A 17,963-nucleotide genomic window follows, 5' to 3' on the forward strand; every position below is an offset into this window, starting at 1 on the left:
TTTCGTGGTGATTAGGGCTTCTCTTCTGAGCAAATATATTTGCCAAACATTCGCCGATGGTTGAAGCTGCACGCGCGAGTCGAATTCACTCACCGGTTTCCGCCGTTTGCGGCCGCGTCGCGGCGGAATAATTGCTGTCCTATGGTCGAACCGATTCACGTACTCGGCCAGATCTCAGCATAGAAGACCAGTCGGTTGGTTTGGGAGCCATCATGTTACGGACTTCGGCGGCCCCCCTCGCCGCTGCGAGCGGCCGCGCCACCAGCGCCGATCGGCTCATCGACGATCTGCGGGAAGACAATCCGCCGCATACCGGCCTGTCGATACCGCAAGTGCACATTCGCTATACGGGGGGCTAACAGATCTCCGGCTCACTGCGGCGGAAATGCGCGCGGCGGTGGAACTGGAACGCAATCGGCTCGGCGAGGTCGCCATCGAACTGCGCACCGTCTTCGACGCGCATCCCGAACGCGAGGAAATCACCCGGCAGCTCGCGACCGCGCAATACCGGGCCGGGCAGCAGGCCCATGCGCCGCCCGCGCTTGCGCCCTCGCGCGTGTATCCGAGCGTCGCCGAATACAGCATCGGCCCCAGTCGAGCGCGGTGGGCGAGACCTCGCGGGCCGCGACCCACCACGCCGCCGGGCCCTACCGGACAGAGCACCCCGACGGGCGCCCGGTCCGGACCTGCCCAGGCAGGATCAGGGACGTCGTCGATCGTCGATGCGGGAGACCCACGCGGCCGGCAGGTCGTCGGAAAGGACCGGTGCGCCGAGAATTTCATCGTCGAGGCCGAACGCGTCCAGCAGCGTGGGTAGCTTGTCGGCGAGGTTGTCCAGGGCCAGGCGGAGCTGCTGCTTGATCGTCTGCACAGCGTCGATGTCGAGCAGGCCGCGGGTGAGGTACCAGGTGGCGTGCTGATCGAGGTAGCTCAGTGCGAAAACGTCACGCACGGCGATGATCTCGGGATGATCGGAATACTGGTGGAGCAGCTGCAGCGCCTCTTCGGCGCTGTATGCCTCGGCCAGCTCCAGCACCTCCGGAATGATCGCCAGCCGGGCTTCGAGCCCCGGCGTCGTCAGATAGTGCTGCGTCTCCTCCACGATCGTCAGAGTGCGTGTGCTGAACAGGCTCATGCGGTCGCCGGGATCCGCGCCATCGTGCACGCGGACTTCGGGGACCGGCTTCCCGGCCAGGTGCTTGGCCAGGACGCGGCCGGCCACGGAGCCGAGCACGTGGCAGTCGCCCTCGCCGGTGATGGCCGCGTGACAGACACCGAGATAGTCGGCAACCCGGTTGGCGCTGAACATGCCCTGGGCGGCCATCTTGAGGCGGCTGTTGGTCACGGACTGCAAGGCGTGCGGCTGGATGTAGTGCTTGGCCAGCATCACCGAGACGACGGTGTCGCGACTGGTGAGATCGCTGCCCGCGAGCGATGTCTTGATCGCGTTCCCGTAGATCGTGCGGGCGACGGTGCCGGCCAGATCGGTGAGCAGGGTGTCGCGCACGTGCGGGATATCCGCCATCAGCGGACTGTCGAACGGTGTCAGCGGCACCACCCGCTTGGAGGCGTAGCGCAGCGCGATGTAGAGCGCGGCGCGGGCGGAGGCGTTCAGGCAGGACGAGAGCGCCAAGCGTCCCACGGTGAGCTGGCTGATCGCCGAGGCGAATGCCCGCTTCTGGCTGGTCTCGTCGCGCCAGGTCAGCACGCCGTCGTCGTCGATGGTGGCCAGGTCGTTGCTCAGCCAGGCGCTGCGCTCGACCCGGAGATTGTCGAAGCTGATCACCGAGTTGTCCATGATGACCAGCGGCTGGTGGTCGAGCTGGGTGATCGTCACGCCGGGCGCCGCTTCGCCGTCGGCACCGCGCAGGCGCGCCGTGAACAGATGCACGCCCTGATCGACGCCCGCCGAGTCGATGTAGCGGGCGCCGACGACGCAGACCCGGGACACCGGGATGCCGACGCTCGGCATGAACTTGCGCGCCCGCGGGTTCGGGGTGTTGATCACGAACCCGTCGCCGTCCCAGGTCGCGCGGGTCTGCATGAACTGGATGTTGGAGCCGCACCCGTACTCGGTCAGCAACATGACGCCGATGGCGGAGGCGTCGTCCAGATCCTCCAGATACGGTGCGGCCGAATCGGAATCGGTCAGCGTGGCGAGGCTGCCCGAGGCCAGGTTGTAGTGGCCCGAGATCAGCGGAATCAGGTCCGTCGCCAGCACTGCCGCCCAGTCGAACACCGCGAACAGCTGCGGGAGGCTGGTAGCGACATCGCTGGTGCTACCGATCTCCTGGACCAGATATCGCAGCTGGTCGTAGGCGTTCTGCCGGCGCTCCGCCTGGCTCTGCTGCTCAGTGACGAAGTAGTCCGGGTTGCTGAGCACCTTCTGCAGCTGCTGGTCGAATGCCAGGTCACCATGCCGAAGCAGCTCGGCCAGCGATGTCCCTTCCTTGCGCCCGTGCGTATCCATAACCGCCTCCTACTCATTCACGATCCCAGCGGCGATTCGTCCACCACTGGGCATGCGAGACGATCGCTGCCGAACTTCGATGCACCGGGGGCCACCGTTGGCGCACGCTCACACGGGCACCGCGGGGACCGGAAAGGGAGCCGGGCGATCACCTGTCAAAAGTTCGACGCACCACACACCTTCACGTGAAGTCCCCGCGGCGACGGTCGCCCGATCTGGTCCGGTCGCCGGGGTGGCAGGTGTGTTCGTACCGGTTGGGCAGCAGCGCATACCCGCTGATGAGCCGACATTGCGGCCGCGTCGAACTGCGGCAACACAGTTGCCGCAGAACTACCTTCGACCGACCGTGTCATGGATTGTATTGTTACACAATTCGTGTCGCGGCTCACGGTGAACAATCACAGACCGCGGTCACCACGGGTCCGAGGCGCCGGAAGCTGCACCTACACAGCGGGAAACGGCCTGGTAGGCGGGAACACCACGGGCAACTCGGTGAGCGCCCGGTGGAACGGGCCGGGCCGCCACACGAGATCGTCTGCGGCGACCGCCAATTGGATTTCCGGGAGGAAGTCCAGCAGCTGATCGATGACCTCCTGCGCGAGCAGACGCCCGTACGACTGGGCGTGCACGGGGCAGGCGTGATCGCCGGAGCTGAACGCCAGGTTCCATGCGTTGCCGAGGGATTCGCCCGGGTTCAACTCCGGATCGGTGTTGCAGGCGGCCATGCTGATGATGACCGGCTGATCGGCCGGCAGCCACACGTTCTCGATCAAGGTGGGTTGCCGCGGGTAGGTGATGCAGTAGTTCGCCATCGGCGGGTCGGTGGCGAGCCGCTCGCCGATCGCGGTGCTCGTCGGCAGCGGAATCCCCTGTACAGCACTGGTGAAGCGGCTGTCGGTCATCATCAGCAGCAGGGTGTTGGCGATGAGATTCAGGGGCGGTTCGACACCTGCCGCGAACAGCAGGACCAGCTGATGCACCATCTCCTCGTCGGACAGCCCGGCGGGATGCTGGACCAGTCTGGTGGTGACGTCGTCGCCGGGCTGAACCCGCTTCAGCGCCGTGAGGTCGAGCAATGCCTCGCCCATGCTCGCATTCACGGTCTCCGTATCCACGCCGTCGAACATCGCGGCACTGGCGGCCGCGACGCGCTGACCGATGTCCGGCGGGCAGCCGAGTGACTGGCAGAAGACCGAGAAGACCAGCGGGAGGGCGTACTGGCTCAGCACGTCGGCCCGTCCGTCCTCGCAGAAGGTGTTGACCACGGGGATCGCGGTGCGCTCCACCATGGATCGCACCGAGTTCAGGTCGATCCCAGCCAGGGCGTCGCTCAGCGCCTTGCGGTAGCGAGTGTGCACCGGGCCACTGGTGCGGATCGCGTTGGGCCGGTACTCGATCATCGGCATGATCGGGATATCGCCGGGCACGGACCGCTGCCAGGCACTCGGATCGGCCGGAAAATGAGTGGAGTCGTTGAGAATACGCACCGCGGTCGCGTATTTGACGACCAGGGTCGCGGGTACTCCCGGCCAGATCTCGACCGGCACCAGCGCGCCATAGTCGCTGCGCATCCGACGGTAGTACCCGTGGGGATCGGCAGCGAATTCCGGGCTGTAGATCGGGATTCGCGGACCCATGTCCTCGACCGGCGACTTCGAGCTGGCGGTAGCACCCTGTTGCGTGTGCTGCGGATACACGTAGTCTCCTTGGAATCGGTTGCGGCAGAATAGTACCCAAGGCAGCCTCGGCCCCCAAGGGCCCGCAGATCCGAAACTGCCGGTTAACGAGGTTTCGGGCGGGTTACACGAATCTGGCCGGAAGGCGTTGTGTCCATGAGAATTATGGCGAAGCCGTGGACGAGGGCCGCTACGGCGAACTCGAAGCGGGTGCGGTCATCGGTGCCCGCGCCGGTGCGTGCCGCCTGCAGGATCAGCGGGAATTCCTCGGGCTCGAGGGTTTTCAGGTAGTCGACCGACCCTGGATCACCCGCCTCGTTGACGGGGGTCGTACGGGCTTCGGAATTGGCGTGGGCCACCACGAACAGGGTGAGCGCGTTCAGGGCGTCGAGGGCGGGGCCGAGATCGAAACCCGCCTCCACCAATAGTTTCAGGCCGCATTCGGCGGTGTGCAGGGTCTTCGGGGTCACCGCGGGCCGGGTCGCGACCAGCGGCAGCGCGCCGGGATGCGCGAGCAGCGCGGTCCGCAGGGCGCGGGCGTAGTCGACGAGGACCGATTGCCAAGGGCCGTCGGTGAATCCGGCGTCGGCCTCGGACATGACACGCTCGACCATGCCGTCGAGCAGGGCGTCCTTGTTCGGGACGTAGTGGTACAGGGTCATGGCCTCCACGCCGAGTTCGGCGCCGAGCTTACGCATGGACAGCGCGGCCAGGCCGTCCCGATCGGCGAAGGCGAGCGCCGCGTCGAGCACCTGCTCGCGGGAGATGCCTGCTCGTTCGGCTCGGGTGCGCTTGGCGGCCATCGGGTTTCCTTCCGGTGTTGACAACTCTTACGTCGTAAGTGAATCATAGTCCACAGTAACGAACTCTTACGACGTAAGAGTCATCGGAAAGGGAGAAACCGCATGACCACCACCACCGTCGCCGACAACAAGACCGTCATCACCGCGTTCATCGACGCGCTCAACCACGGCCTCGAGGGTGGGACCGAGTGGGTCCGCTACCTGTCCCCGCAGGTGATCGACCACAACAAGGTGATCTTCGGGGAGGAGGACGCACCGGGCGCCGCCATCGAGGGCTTCCGTCAGCAGCTCGCAGCCTTCAGTGCCATCGACGAGCAGGAGAGCGGAATCCTGGTGCAGGAGTTGATCGGTGAGGACGATCGGATCGTGGCGCGGCTGCGGGTGATCGGCCGCCACACCGGCGCGCATGCCCGGATGCCGGAGCCGACCGGACGCACCTGCGACGTCGAGCAGATCTGGATCTTCACCCTGACCGGCTCGCGCATCAGCGAAATCCGCGCGGTCAGCGACCGGCTGGGCATGTTTCTTCAGCTGGGCTGGGACTGGCCGGCCGTCGACTGAGCGCCGATGGCCGGACGTCGCGGGCCCGGGGCCGCCAGGACCGGAATGCCCTGGCGGCCTTCACACCTGGCCGACCGCTACGTCGTAGTCGTGGTCTGCGGCGGGAAGGTGTACGAGGAACCGGTGCCCAACGCCTTCGCCATCATCGCGAAGAGGTCGTTGATTGCACTGCCGCTGAACATCGCGCCTCCTAGACGACCGGCGGCGTGGTGGTGCCCGCGCCCGGCTGGGTGATCGACGTCGACGATCCAGAAGTCACGAGGTGAGCGAAGGCGAGCAAGAGGTCGGTGAAGCCACTGCCTGTGTAGAGAGGCATGGGGTGAATCCTTTCGAGATTGTTTTCTTCAGTGCGAATCTCTTCGCGAAGGGGCAATGCGAATTACTTCGCGTTGCGACGCTTGCCCTTCGGCCCCTTGGGGTTGTAGCTCGCGGTGGAACCAGCGCCGAGGAACTGCAGCACCTGGGTCATCAGGGCGCCGATGTCGACGGTGGTTCCGCCACCGGTGGGGGGAGGAGTGGTGGTCATGGTGTTTCCCTTTCTTTCACGACGCGGACAGACCCCCTCGATGTGTGGTTTCTTCTCGGGACCGCCGCACGAGGCCATGAGCGGCCTCGGGTTCAGGTGCGGAGCTGTTATTTCCGCGGGTTATTCGGGATCGACCGCCATCGCCTCGATGAGCGATTTGGGCCGCATGTCCGTCCAGTGCGCCTCGACGTAGTCCAGGCACGTCTGCCGCCGGGAAGGGCCGTGCGCGACCGACCAGCCGCCGGGGATGGCGGCGAACACCGGCCACAGCGAGTGCTGTTCTTCCTCGTTGACCAGCACGTAGAACTGCGCGTCCTCATCGTCGAAGGGATTGCTCATTGCGGTATTCCTTTCTAGGCACGGTCTTCCGAGCCGGCTGCGGCGTGCAGGCTGGATTCGTTCGAGAGCTGCCCGTTCAGGGCGTCGGCGACCACGGCGAGCGCCTCCGGGCTCGCCATCCGCCAGTGGGTGGCCCACACCGAGTGGTTGCGCAGTTCGCCGTCGATGGCGTCGGGCCAGCCCGAGATACCCAGGGTTCCGGTCGGATCGTCCAGGGCCGCCGTGAAATACAGCAGGTCACCGTGGAAGGGGCGAGGCCGGTAGCGGCCGATGAGCTCGAGCGAGGCCACGCCGCTGTCGATGATGCGGGCCAGGCGATCCGCGCCGACCGAGGCGAAGGGCTCGGGCAGCGCGGCCAGCTGGTCGGCCAGGGCGGCCGGGTCGAGACCCTCGAGGTCGGCAGGATCGCCGAGCAGGTCGCCCAGCATCTCCCCGATCGGCACGGTGACCGACTGGGCCCCGGCGTCGACCATGGGGCCGTCCACATCCAGCGAGCTGTCCAGCATGGCCAGCGTCGCCACCCGCTGCCCGTCGTCCTGCAGCCGCACCGCCACCGCGTGCGCGATGACGCCGCCCAGCGACCAGCCGAGCAGGTGGTACGGCCCCTCCGGCTGCACCCGGCGGATCTCCTCGACGTAGCGGTCGGCCCATTCCTCGATCGAATCCGGCAGCGGCACCGCGCTGCCCAGCGTCGGGGACTGCAGACCGTAGATCGGCCGGTTCGCCTCCAGGTGGGCGGTCAGGCCCGCGAAGGACCAGGCCACGCCGCCGATGGGGTGGATGCAGAACAGGGGCGCGCCGCTACCGTCGCGCAGCGGCAGCAGCACGTCGAAGGCGCGGTCCACCGCGAACTCCCGACGCCGCACCCGCGCCGCCAGGCCGCCCGGGGTGGGGTCGGTGAACAGCGCGAGTACCGGCACCGTGGTGCCGAAGGCCGTACTCAGCTCGGCGGCCAGTCGCACCGCCAGCAGCGAGTTGCCGCCCAGCTCGAAGAAGTTGTCGTCCAGGCCGATTCGCTCCGCATCGAGCACCGCGGCGAAGGCGGCGCACACGGTGTGCTCCACTTCGCTGGTGGGAGCGCGGAATTCGCGGGCCGCGAACACCGGTTCCGGCAGCGCGGCGCGGTCCAGCTTGCCGTTCGCGTTGAGCGGCAGGGTATCCAGGACCGTGAAGGCCGAGGGCACCATGTAGGACGGCAACCGTTCGCGCAGCGCAGCCGCCACCCGGTCGGTGTCGAGCGCGACACCCGCGGCCGGGACCAGGTAGGCCACCAGGGTGCCGCCCTGCGCGCCCCGGTCCAGCACCAGCACCGCGGTCCGCGCGATCTGCGGCAGTGCCAGCAGCGCGGCCTCGATCTCGCCCAGTTCGATGCGGAAGCCGCGCACCTTCACCTGGAAGTCGGTGCGGCCCCGGTACTCCAGTTCGCCCTCGGCGTTCCAGGCCACCAGGTCGCCGGTGCGGTACATGCGCTCGCCCGGTTCGAAGGGGTTGGCCACGAAGCGATCCGCGGTCAGTTCGGGGCGACGGAAGTAGCCGCGCGCCAGCTGCGCGCCCGCGAGGTACAGCTCGCCTTCCACCCCGGCGGGGACCGGCCGCAGCCGAGCGTCGAGGACGTAGACCCGCGAGTTCCACTCCGGGGCGCCGACCGGCACCGTGACCTGATCATCCTCGGTCACATAGTGATTGGTGATCGAGACAGCGGCCTCGGTGGGGCCGTACAGGTTGTACAGCTCGGTGTCGGGCTGCGCCGCGCGGAAGCGCTGGGCCAGCGGCGCGGGCAGCGCCTCACCGATGGCCAGCACCCGCCGCAGCGGCAGCTCGGGCAGGTCGGCTCCGGCGCTGAGCAGCGCGTCCACCATGGACGGTACCGCGTGCAGGGTGGTGACCCGCTCGCGGACCATGAGCTCGCGCAGGTAGGCCGGATCGCGCTGCCCGTCAGGGCGGGCGATGACCAGCCGGCCGCCGGACGCCGCCGCCGACCAGAACTCCCAGACCGACAGGTCGAAGGTGGCGGCGGTCTTCAGCAGTGCGGCGTCATCATCGCCGAGCGCGAATTCCGCGGTCTTCCAGAGCAACTGGTTGACGATGGCCGCGTGCGGCACGGCCACGCCCTTCGGCCGTCCGGTGGAGCCGGAGGTGAAGATGACGTAGGCGGTGTGCGCGGGCCGCAGCCGGCCGCGACGCTCGGCGTCGCTGACCGGCTCGTCGGAGTATCCGGCCAGATCCAGCAGGTCGATGCGGACCTGGGCGGTGTCCACCGACAGGTCGGTGCCGGAGGTCAGCACGGTCACCGGGTCCGCGGTCGCGAGGATGTACTCGGTGCGGTCGGCGGGCTGGTCCGGATCCACCGGCACGTACGCGCCACCGGCGACCGACACCGCGTACATGGCGACCACCAGGTCCACCGAACGCCGCAGCGCCAGCGCCACCCGGCTCTCCGGGCCGACGCCCAGCGAGATCAGATGCCGGGCCAGGCGATTCACCCGCTCGCCGAGTTCGGCGTAGGTGACGACGACCCGCTCGTCGCCGTCACCTACGAGCGCGATTGCGTCCGGGGTGTCGGCGATGGTGCGATTCAGCAGGTCCGGCAGGGTGAGGGTGCGATCGGTCCGGTACCCGGTCTGGTTCCAGGACTTCAGGATTCGCGACCGTTCGGCCGTGGCCAGCAGTTCCAGGTCGCCGACCGGGGTCGTCGGGCCGGCCACGACCGCGTAGAGCAGGCGGCTCAGGCGTTCGGCGAACCCGGTAGCGGTGCCCTTGTCGAACAGGGCCGTGGCGTAGGTGAGCTGGGCGCTGAGTCCGGCCGGGGCGCCGTCGGCGGCGTAGCGGTCGGCGATCACCAGGTGCAGGTCGAACTGCGAGATGACGGTCTCGAAATCGGCCGCGCCGACCCGCAATCCGTCCAGTTCCAGCTCCGGGGACTCGACATTGTTGAACGAGAAGCCGACCTGGAACAGGGCGTGGCGAGCGGTGGAGCGGGCCGGGTCGAGTGCCTCCACCAGGCGTTCGAATGGCACGTCGGCGTGTGAGAAGGCGGACAGGTCGGCTTCGCGCACGCCGGCCAGCAGGGCGGTGAAGTCGGCGACCGGATCCACCGCGGTGCGCAGCACCAGGGTGTTGACGAACATACCGACCAGATCGTCGAGGGCCTCGTCGCCGCGGCCCGCGACCGGTGAGCCGACCGCGATGTCGGTGGTGCCGGACAGCCGGGCCAGCAGCAGCGCCCACGCCGCGTGCAGCACCATGAACAGGGTGGCGCCATGCGCGCGGCCCAGTTCAGTGAGCCGCCGGTGCAGGTCGGCGTCGAGTTCGAACTCGACCGCCGCGCCCTCGGTGGACAGCACGGCCGGGCGCGGCCGATCCGACGGCAGGTCCAACTGATCGGGCAGGCCCGCCAGCGCGTCGCGCCAGAAGCTGAGCTGCCGCGACAGCAGCGACCGCGGATCGTCCGCACTGCCCAGGCGGGCCCGCTGCCACAGCGCGTAGTCCGCGTACTGTACCGGCAGCGGCGCCCAGGCCGGGGCCTGGCCCGCGTGCCGGGCGGCGTAGGCGGTCATCACGTCGCGGGCCAGCGGGGCCATGGAGGCGCCGTCTGCGGCGATGTGGTGCACCACCACGACCAGCACGTACTCGTTCTCCGTGCCCGCTAGCGCGAACAGGCGACCGCGCAGCGGGATGCCGCTGGTGACGTCGAAGCCCGCCGACACGAATTCGGTGATCACACCGAACAATTCGCTCTGTGCTACCGAGAAAGGTTGCAGCGAAGGCAGTTCCACCTGCTCCATGGGCTGGATCATCTGCACCGGACCGGATTCGGTGAGCGGGTACACCGTCCGCAGCACCTCGTGCCGCGCCGCCACATCGGCCACCGCGGCCTCCAGGGCGGGGATGTCCAGCGTTCCGGACAGCCGGATCGGAATCGGCATGTTGTAGGCCGAAGAGTCCCCGTCGAAGCGGTTGAGGAACCACATGCGCTGCTGCGGCAGCGACAGCGGCACCGGCCCGGAGCCGGTGCGCGGGGCCAGGATCGGTTCGTCGGACGGCCGCACCACGTCGTCGTCCACGGTGGCGGCCAGACCGGCCACGGTGGAGTGCTCGAAGACGGTGCGCATGGCCACGTCCACGCCCAGCCGCGCCGACAGGCGGGCCGAGAGCTTCACCGCGCTCAGCGAGTTGCCGCCGAGGGCGAAGAAGTCGTCGTCCAGGCCGACCCGATCCGCGCCGAGCAGTTCGGCGATGGCGTCGGCCACGGCGCGCTCGACGACGGTCTCCGGGGCGCGGAACTCGGCGGTGCGGAAGACCGGCTCCGGCAACGCCTTTCGGTCCAGCTTGGCCATCGGGGTGAGTGGGACGGCGTCGATGACCATGATCACGGCCGGGACCATGTAGGCGATGAGCGAGCGGCCCGCGAAGGCGCGCAGCTCCTCGGTGTCCACCACCCGCCCGGCGGCGGGCACGACGTAGGACACCAGCGACACCTCGCCGGTGCGGCCGGTGTGGCCGACGGTGACCGCGAATTCCACGCTCTCGTGGGCGATCAGCGCGGCGTCGATCTCACCCAGCTCGATGCGCAGGCCGCGCACCTTCACCTGGTCGTCCGAGCGGCCCAGGTACTCCAGCGTGGGTTCGGCGGAGCCCGGGATGGGGCTGCGCACCCAGCGCACCAGGTCGCCGGTGCGGTAGAGACGGCCGCCGGGCGCGCCGTACGGGTCGGCCACGAAGCGGTCGGCGGACAGGCCCGCGCGGCCGTGGTAGCCGCGCGCCAGACCCGGTCCGCGCAGGTACAACTCGCCCGCGGTGCCGTCCGGGACGGGCCGCAGCCGGTTGTCGAGCACGACCGCGGACTGACCGTCCACCAGGTCGCCGAGCACCACGCGGCCGTGTGGCGGCAGCGGGTAGCTCATGTGGCTGATGATGGTGATCTCGGTGGGGCCGTATCCGTTGTACAGCTCGCGGGTGCCGCCCCAGCGGTCCACCAGGTCCTGACCGAAGCCCTCGCCACCGACGGTGAGATACGGCATGCCGCGCAGGGTTTCGGGGTCGAGGGTGTTGATCACCGCGGGGGTGAACACGCCGTGAGTGACGCCCTCGGACTCGATGAGCTCCTTCAGCTCCGCTCCGCCGATGATCTCCACCGGGGAGATCACCATGGCCGCTCCCACCGGGAACGCCATCAGAATCTCCAGGATGGAAGCGTCGAAGCTGGGCGAGGTGCGGTGCAGGACACGGGAACTCCACGTGGTCGGCGAGTGCCGGTGGTGCACGCCGGCGATGCCGATGATGCCCGCGTTGCCGACCACCACGCCCTTGGGCCGGCCGGTGGAACCGGAGGTGTAGATCATCCAGGCGGCATTGTCGGTGTGCGCCGGACGCACCAGCTCGGCGGGCGTCGGGCGCGCGCTGGGCAGCGCGGCCAGCCGGGCCGCGGTGGCCGGGTCGTCGAGGACCAGCCAGGCGCAGGTGTCGTGCGGCAGCCGGTCGGCGTACTCGGCGACCGTGATGCCGACGGGCGCACCGGAATCCGACAGCATGAAGCCGATGCGGTCGGCCGGGTAGGTGGGGTCCACGGGCAGGAACGCCGCCCCGGTCTTGGCGACCGCGAACAGCGCCACCACCGAGTCCACCGAGCGCGGGACCGACAGGGCCACGAAATCCTCTGCCCCGACGCCATATTCGATGAGCAGTCGCGCCAGGCGCGAGGACCGCTCATCGAGCTCCCGGTAGCTGATCTGCTCGCCCCGGTATACCAGCGCGGTGGCTGCTTGGTTGAGATCGACTGCCGCGCGCAGGATTTCGGCGAGCGACATCGGTTCCAGCGCGGCCGGGCCGCGGCGGGCCAGGATGGCGCTCCGCTCACCGGGCGAGAGCACCTCGACGCTGCCCAGGGTGCGGGTCGGGTCCGCGGTGACGGTGCCCAGCACCCGGCCGAAACGGCGCAGCAGGTCGCGGGCGGTGTCCTCGTCGTAGAGATCGGTGGCGTAGACCAGTTCGACCACCAGGTTGCCGTCGGCGTCGAGGTCCTGGCCGACGGAGAAGGTGAGGTCGAATTTGGCGACGGTGTCGTCGAAGTCGACCGGTTCCAGCACCAGGCCGGGCACGGCGTGGGTGCCGTTGTCCAGGTCCAGATAGTTCAGCGACACCGTGAACAGCGGATGCCGGGAGGTCTCGGGGGTCACCCCGAGAGCGCTGACCACCTGCTCGAACGGGACGGCGGCGTGCGCGAAGGCCGCCAGATCCGCCGCCCGGGTCTCGGCCAGCAGTTCGGAGAAAGTGCGGTGCGCGGCCGGTCGGGTCCGCAGCGCAAGGGTATTGACGAACATGCCGACCGCGCGATCCAGCACGGGTTCGTCGCGGCCCAATACCGGTGTGCCGACGGCGATGTCGTCGCTGCCGGACAGTCGTGCCAGCAGCGTGGACAGCGCGGCGTGCAGCACCATGAACGGAGTGGCGTGGTGCCGGCGGGCGATCTCGCGCACCCGTTCACCGATGCCGCCGCCGATGCGGCCGCGCACCACCGCGCCGCGGAATGAGGCGACGGCCGGGCGGGGACGGTCCGCGGGCAGGGTGATCTCGTCGGGGACGCCGGCGAGAGTCGCACGCCAGTAATCCAATTCGGTCTCGCCGACCGCCTCCAACACCAGGTGTCGCCATAGCGAGTAGTCGGCGTGCTGGACGGGCAGCGGCTCCCAGGCGGGCTCGTTCCCGGCGGTGCGGGACAGGTAGGCCAGCACCACGTCGGTCAGCAGCGGGTCGGTGGACGCGCCGTCACCGGCGATGTGGTGCAGCACCGCGACCAGTACGTGGCTGGTCTCGGATTCGCGCAGCAGCATGGCGCGCAGCGGCAGTTCGGTGGTGACATCGAAACCGGCGGCGGCGAATTCGTAGAACCGCTCCACCACCGACCCGGTGACGACCTCCATGGGCAGGTCGATGAGGGTGCCCACGGGCAGGATCACCTGGTGGCCCACGCCCTCGGCGTCCATCGGGTAGACGGTGCGCAGCACCTCGTGCCGGGCCATGACATCGGCCATGGCCGCCCGCAGCGCCTCGAAGTCGAGGTCGCCGATGAGCCGCACCGCGAACGGGATGTTGTAGGCGGGCGAGGCCGGATCCAGGCGGTTGAGCAGCCACATGCGGGTCTGCGACGGCGACAGGGGGATTCGCGTCGGGCGCTCGACCGCCACCAGCGGCGGCAGCGTGCGCCGGCCCGCACCGGTGACCACCGGGGCCAGCAGGGCCACGGTCGGGGCCTCGAACACCGTGCGTACGCCGAGATCGCAGCCGAAGGCGGCATTGATCCGGGCGACCAGGCGCATGGCCAGCAGCGAGTTGCCGCCGCGATCGAAGAAGTCGTCGTCCGCTCCGATGGGGTCCGCTGCGCCTTCCCGCGCTTCCCCGAGCAGCTCTCCGATCAGGTCGGCCAGCAGTGTCTCCGCGCCGGGGTTCGGGGGACGGTAAGCCGTCGCCGCGGCGGTGAATTCGACCTTTGGCAGGACCGACCGATCGAGCTTGCCGACGCTGGTACGCGGCATGTCCTCGAGCACCACCAGGTGCGCGGGAACCATGTAGGAGGGCAACCGATCCCGGGCGTGGTCCAGGACGGCCGCAGCGGAAAGGCCGGGGCCGGAAACGTATCCGATCAGGCATTCGGTGCCCGCGCTGTCGCGGTCGAGCAGCACCACGGCATTGGCGACATCGGCCGCCGACAGCAGCGCGGCCTCGATCTCGCCGAGCTCGACGCGCTGGCCGCGCAGCTTCACCTGGAAGTCGTTGCGGCCCAGGTACACCAGGTTCCCGGCGCGGTTCCAGCGCACCAGGTCGCCGGTGCGGTACATGCGCGCGCCGGGCACGCCGAACGGATCGGCGACGAAGCGTTCGGCGGTGAGCCCGCCGCGCGCCTGGTAGCCGCGCGCCAGCTGGGTGCCCGACAGGTAGAGCTCGCCGATGACGCCGGTCGGGACCGGCCGCAGGCGGGCGTCGAGCACGTAGACGCGGGTGTTCCAGTTGGGCAGGCCGATGGCGACCTCGTAATCCGGGTCGGCATCGGTGAACTCGTGGTACACCGCCGAGATGGCCGCCTCGGTGGGGCCGTAGGCGTTGTGCACCGCGCCGGAGACGTGGGCGCGCAGCGCGCCCAGCAGTTCGGCGGGCAGTGCCTCACCACCGGTGTGCAGGTGGCGGAACGAGCGCAGTGCCTCGCCGTGGCCCTCCGCGACCAGCGCGGCCAGCACCGACGGCACGTGCTCGGCGATGGTGACGCCGTGCTCGCGCATGCGGGCGGCCAGGTAATCCAGGTCCTGGTGGCCGCCCGGCCTGAGCAGCGCCAGCGGCGCGCCGGTGAGGGCGGGCAGGAAGCACTCCCACACCGAGACGTCGAAGGCCAGCGGCGCGCGCTGCATGATGCGGTCGGATTCGGTTACGGCGTAGCGGTTCTCGAGCCAGCGCAGCTGGTTCATGATGGCACGGTGGCTGGTGCCGACGCCCTTGGGCTTGCCGGTGGAGCCGGAGGTGAACAGCACGTAGGCCAGGTTGTCCGGACGCAGGGCTCGGGCGCGCTCGGTGTCGGCGATCGGGGCGGCCGAGAATCCGGAGGTGTCGGAGTCGGTGACCGACAGGGTCCGGATGCCTTCCAGCTCGGGCAGTTCCGCGCCGTCGACGGTGAGCACCAGGCGGGCGTCGGAGGTGGCGAGCACGTGGGCGAGGCGGTCGGCCGGGTGCTCGGGATCGACCGGGACGTAGGCCGCGCCCGCATGCACGATGCCGTAGAGGGCGACCATCAGGTCCAGGCCGCGCACCGCGGTGACGCCGACGATGTCGTCAGGGCCGACGCCGTCGCGAATCAGCAGGCGCGCCAGCCGATTCGCGCGCTCGGCGAGTTCCGCCCAGGTCATGGTGGCGCCGTCGAGTTCGACGGCGACCGCGTCGGCCGACAGCTCGGCGCGGCGGTCGAGCAGGTCGGCCAGAGTCTCGCGGGGCAGCGCCCGCACGGTGGCATTGCGGTCCGACAGCAGCAGGCCGCGTTCGGCCACCGACATGAGCTCCAGTTCCGCCACCGTCGTGCGCGGGTCGGTGACGAGCGCGCGCAGCACCCGCTCGTACCAGGCCAGGAAGTCGCCGATGGTCTCGGCGTCGAAAAGGTCTGCGGCGTAGTGCAGGTGGACGTCGATCCCGGCAGGCGCGCCGTCGGCGTAGTGGTCGCTGAGCGTCCAGTCCTGATCGAACTGGGTGGGCAGCATCCCGGCGTCCAGGCCGCTGATGGCCAGGCCGCGCAGCCGGATATCGGGCTGGGCCAGGTTCTGCATGGTGAAGCCGACCTGGTAGATCGGCGAATGCGACTGGGAGCGCATCGGATTCAGCGCGTCCACCAGCGTCTCGAACGGCACCGCGGCGTGGTCGAAGGCGGCCAGGTCATGCTCGCGCACCTCGGCCAGCACCTCCGCCAGGCCGGCATCCGGCCGCACCCGGGTGCGCAGCACCACGGTGTTGACGAACATGCCGACCAGATCGTCGAGGGCCTCATCGCCGCGCCCGGCGACCGGCGTGCCGACCACGATGTCCGTTTGCCCGGACACCCGCGCCAGCAGCACGGCCAGCGCGGTGTGCAGCACCATGAACGGGGTGACGCGGTGTTCGGCCGCGAATTCCACCACGGCTGTGTGCAGTTCGGCGTCGAGCACGGCGGTCCCGGCCCCGGCCCGGCCGGTGGCCACGGCGGGCCGCGGCCGGTCGATCGGCAGGGCCAGCACATCGGGAGTTCCGGCCAGTTCGCGCTGCCAGAAACGCAGTTGGCGGGCCAGCACCGAGGTCACGTCCTCGGGCTCGCCCAACACGCGGCGCTGCCACAGGGCGTAGTCGGCGTACTGCACGGGCAGCGGCCGCCAGGTCGGCGCGGTGGATGCGCAGCGGGCCACGTACGCCTGGGCCAGATCGCGGGTGAGCGGGGTGAGTGACCAGCCGTCGGCGGCGATGTGGTGCACCACGATCAGCAGCACGTAGGTGTCGGCCTCGTCGGTGACGCGCAGCAGCCGGGCACGCAGCGGCACCTCGGCGGTGACGTCGAAGGCGGTGCGGGCCAAGCCCTCCGCCAGCGCGGGCAGTTCGGCCGCGGCCACCGGCCGCGGTTCCAGGTCCACCAGGCGGGTCCCGGCGGGCAGCACCACCTGACGGCCCACGCCGTCCTGCTCGGGGTAGAGGGTGCGCAGAGTCTCGTGCCGGTCGATGAGGTCGTCGACTGCGGCGCGCAGCGCCTCGACGTTCAGCGATCCGGTGAGGCGCAGCGCGAATGGCAGGTTGTAACCGCCGCCAGCGGTGTCGAACCGGTTGAGGAACCACATACGCTGCTGGGCGATGGACATCGGGACCACATCGCCGCGGTGCTGCGGAACCACCGGCGGCAGTGCCGTATTCGCATCGACCGCGGTGTCGTAGGCGTCGAGCCGGGCGGCCAGGTCGGCCACGGTGGAGGCTTCGAAGACCATGCGCACACCGGCGGCGATGCCGGTGGCCTTGGAGAGGCGCGCCACCAACTGGGTGGCGATGAGCGAATTGCCGCCCAGGGTGAAGAAATCGTCGTCCAGGCCGACCCGCCCGGTGCCGTTCTCGGTCCCGGAGATGCCGAGCACCTCGGCGAAGACGGCGGCCACGATCCGCTCGGTCGCGGTCTGCGGCGAACGGAAGGCGCGGACCTGCACCGCCGGGGCAGGCAGGGCGCGGCGATCCAGTTTCCCGTTGACGGTCAACGGGATTCGGTCCATGACCACAATGGCCGTGGGCACCATGTAGGACGGCAGCGACTCGGCCGCGCCGTCGCGCACGGCGTCCCCGGTGAGCGCGGCACCGTCCTCGGGCATCACGTAGGCCACGATGCGCTGATCGCCCGGCTGATCCTCGCGCACGATGACCGCGGCCTGCGCCACGCCCGGCTGGGCCAGCACGGCGGACTCGATCTCACCGAGCTCGATACGGAAGCCGCGCACCTTGACCTGATCGTCGGCGCGGCCCAGATATTCCAGCTCACCGAGACGGTTCCAGCGGGCCACGTCACCGGAGCGGTAGAGGCGACCGCCGGGCGCGCCGAAGGGCGAGGCCACGAAGCGGCCCGCCGACAGCTCGGGGCGGCCCAGGTAGCCGCGCGCCAATTGCCCACCGGCCACGTACATCTCACCCGCGACACCGACCGGCACCGGGTGCAGGCGGTCGTCGAGGACGTACACGCTCAAGCCGGCGATGGCCCGGCCGACGATCGATCCCGTCGCGGCGGCGATGGTGTCGGCGTCGAGGAACCGGACGGACACGTGCACGGTGGTCTCGGTGATGCCGTACATGTTCACCAGGTACGGCGAGGAATCTCCGTGGCGGGCAACCCAATCCGACAGGCGGCGCAGCTCGAGCGCCTCACCGCCGAAGATCACGTAGCGCAACGAGAGGCCCGGCTCGTCGTCCGCCGGTGCGGCGATCCGGTCGGCCTCGGCCAGCTGGTAGAACGCCGACGGAGTCTGGTTGAGCACCGTGACCTGCTCGCGGCGCAACAGCTCCAGGAACTGCTCGGGCGAACGGGACACGTAGTAATCGACCACGACCAGCTGGCC

The 17,963-nt window shown here is 69.5% G+C and carries 9 protein-coding genes; 2 read left to right on the forward strand and 7 right to left on the reverse strand.

Annotation, left to right across the window (positions count from 1 at the left end):
* Positions 1-385 precede the first annotated feature (385 nt).
* Positions 386-817, forward strand: a complete 432-nt coding sequence (locus ACWEKS_RS39270) for a BTAD domain-containing putative transcriptional regulator (RefSeq protein WP_452344800.1) — start codon at positions 386-388, stop codon at positions 815-817.
* On the opposite strand, the gene ACWEKS_RS39275 is transcribed toward ACWEKS_RS39270, so the two are convergent.
* The 3 genes from ACWEKS_RS39275 to ACWEKS_RS39285 form a co-directional block, all read right to left on the reverse strand.
* A complete protein-coding gene (locus ACWEKS_RS39275) occupies positions 701-2,470 on the reverse strand; it encodes a hypothetical protein (RefSeq protein WP_452344801.1) in 1,770 nt (589 codons plus the stop codon). The genes ACWEKS_RS39270 and ACWEKS_RS39275 overlap by 117 nt on opposite strands.
* A 443-nt stretch (positions 2,471-2,913) precedes the next feature.
* Positions 2,914-4,107, reverse strand: a complete 1,194-nt coding sequence (locus ACWEKS_RS39280) for a cytochrome P450 (RefSeq protein ID WP_452344805.1) — start codon at positions 4,105-4,107, stop codon at positions 2,914-2,916.
* Between the two features lie 143 nt (positions 4,108-4,250).
* Complete coding sequence (locus ACWEKS_RS39285; protein ID WP_452344802.1) at positions 4,251-4,949, reverse strand: TetR/AcrR family transcriptional regulator C-terminal domain-containing protein; 699 nt, start codon at positions 4,947-4,949, stop codon at positions 4,251-4,253.
* A 102-nt stretch (positions 4,950-5,051) separates the two neighbouring features.
* Between ACWEKS_RS39285 and ACWEKS_RS39290 the strand changes: the two genes are divergently transcribed.
* Positions 5,052-5,510 (forward strand): ester cyclase, encoded by a 459-nt coding sequence (locus ACWEKS_RS39290; protein WP_452344803.1) that lies wholly within the window; start codon positions 5,052-5,054, stop codon positions 5,508-5,510.
* Positions 5,511-5,700: 190 nt separating this feature from the next.
* Here ACWEKS_RS39290 and ACWEKS_RS39295 read toward each other — a convergent pair whose 3' ends face one another.
* The 4 genes from ACWEKS_RS39295 to ACWEKS_RS39310 all read right to left on the reverse strand — a co-directional run.
* Positions 5,701-5,826, reverse strand: a complete 126-nt coding sequence (locus tag ACWEKS_RS39295) for a hypothetical protein (protein WP_364614154.1) — start codon at positions 5,824-5,826, stop codon at positions 5,701-5,703.
* Between the two features lie 63 nt (positions 5,827-5,889).
* A complete protein-coding gene (locus ACWEKS_RS39300) occupies positions 5,890-6,036 on the reverse strand; it encodes a hypothetical protein (protein WP_364614151.1) in 147 nt (48 codons plus the stop codon).
* A 120-nt stretch (positions 6,037-6,156) separates the two neighbouring features.
* The gene (locus tag ACWEKS_RS39305) at positions 6,157-6,375 is read right to left on the reverse strand and encodes an MbtH family protein (protein ID WP_364614148.1); all 219 of its coding nucleotides are present in this window, start codon (positions 6,373-6,375) and stop codon (positions 6,157-6,159) included.
* A gap of 14 nt (positions 6,376-6,389) precedes the next feature.
* The coding region (locus tag ACWEKS_RS39310) for an amino acid adenylation domain-containing protein (RefSeq protein WP_452344804.1) at positions 6,390-17,963 on the reverse strand (11,574 nt) is incomplete at its 5' end.

It is taken from the genome of Nocardia sp. NPDC004711 (assembly GCF_053601595.1).

Excerpts from the sequence above, each read along its gene's own strand:
- ACWEKS_RS39270 (WP_452344800.1), top strand. The coding sequence starts at position 386 with ATGCGCGCGGCGGTGGAACTGGAACGCAATCGGCTCGGCGAGGTCGCC.
- ACWEKS_RS39275 (WP_452344801.1), bottom strand. The coding sequence starts at position 2,470 with ATGGATACGCACGGGCGCAAGGAAGGGACATCGCTGGCCGAGCTGCTT.
- ACWEKS_RS39280 (WP_452344805.1), bottom strand. The coding sequence starts at position 4,107 with ATGGGTCCGCGAATCCCGATCTACAGCCCGGAATTCGCTGCCGATCCC.
- ACWEKS_RS39285 (WP_452344802.1), bottom strand. The coding sequence starts at position 4,949 with ATGGCCGCCAAGCGCACCCGAGCCGAACGAGCAGGCATCTCCCGCGAG.
- ACWEKS_RS39290 (WP_452344803.1), top strand. The coding sequence starts at position 5,052 with ATGACCACCACCACCGTCGCCGACAACAAGACCGTCATCACCGCGTTC.
- ACWEKS_RS39295 (WP_364614154.1), bottom strand. The coding sequence starts at position 5,826 with ATGCCTCTCTACACAGGCAGTGGCTTCACCGACCTCTTGCTCGCCTTC.
- ACWEKS_RS39300 (WP_364614151.1), bottom strand. The coding sequence starts at position 6,036 with ATGACCACCACTCCTCCCCCCACCGGTGGCGGAACCACCGTCGACATC.
- ACWEKS_RS39305 (WP_364614148.1), bottom strand. The coding sequence starts at position 6,375 with ATGAGCAATCCCTTCGACGATGAGGACGCGCAGTTCTACGTGCTGGTC.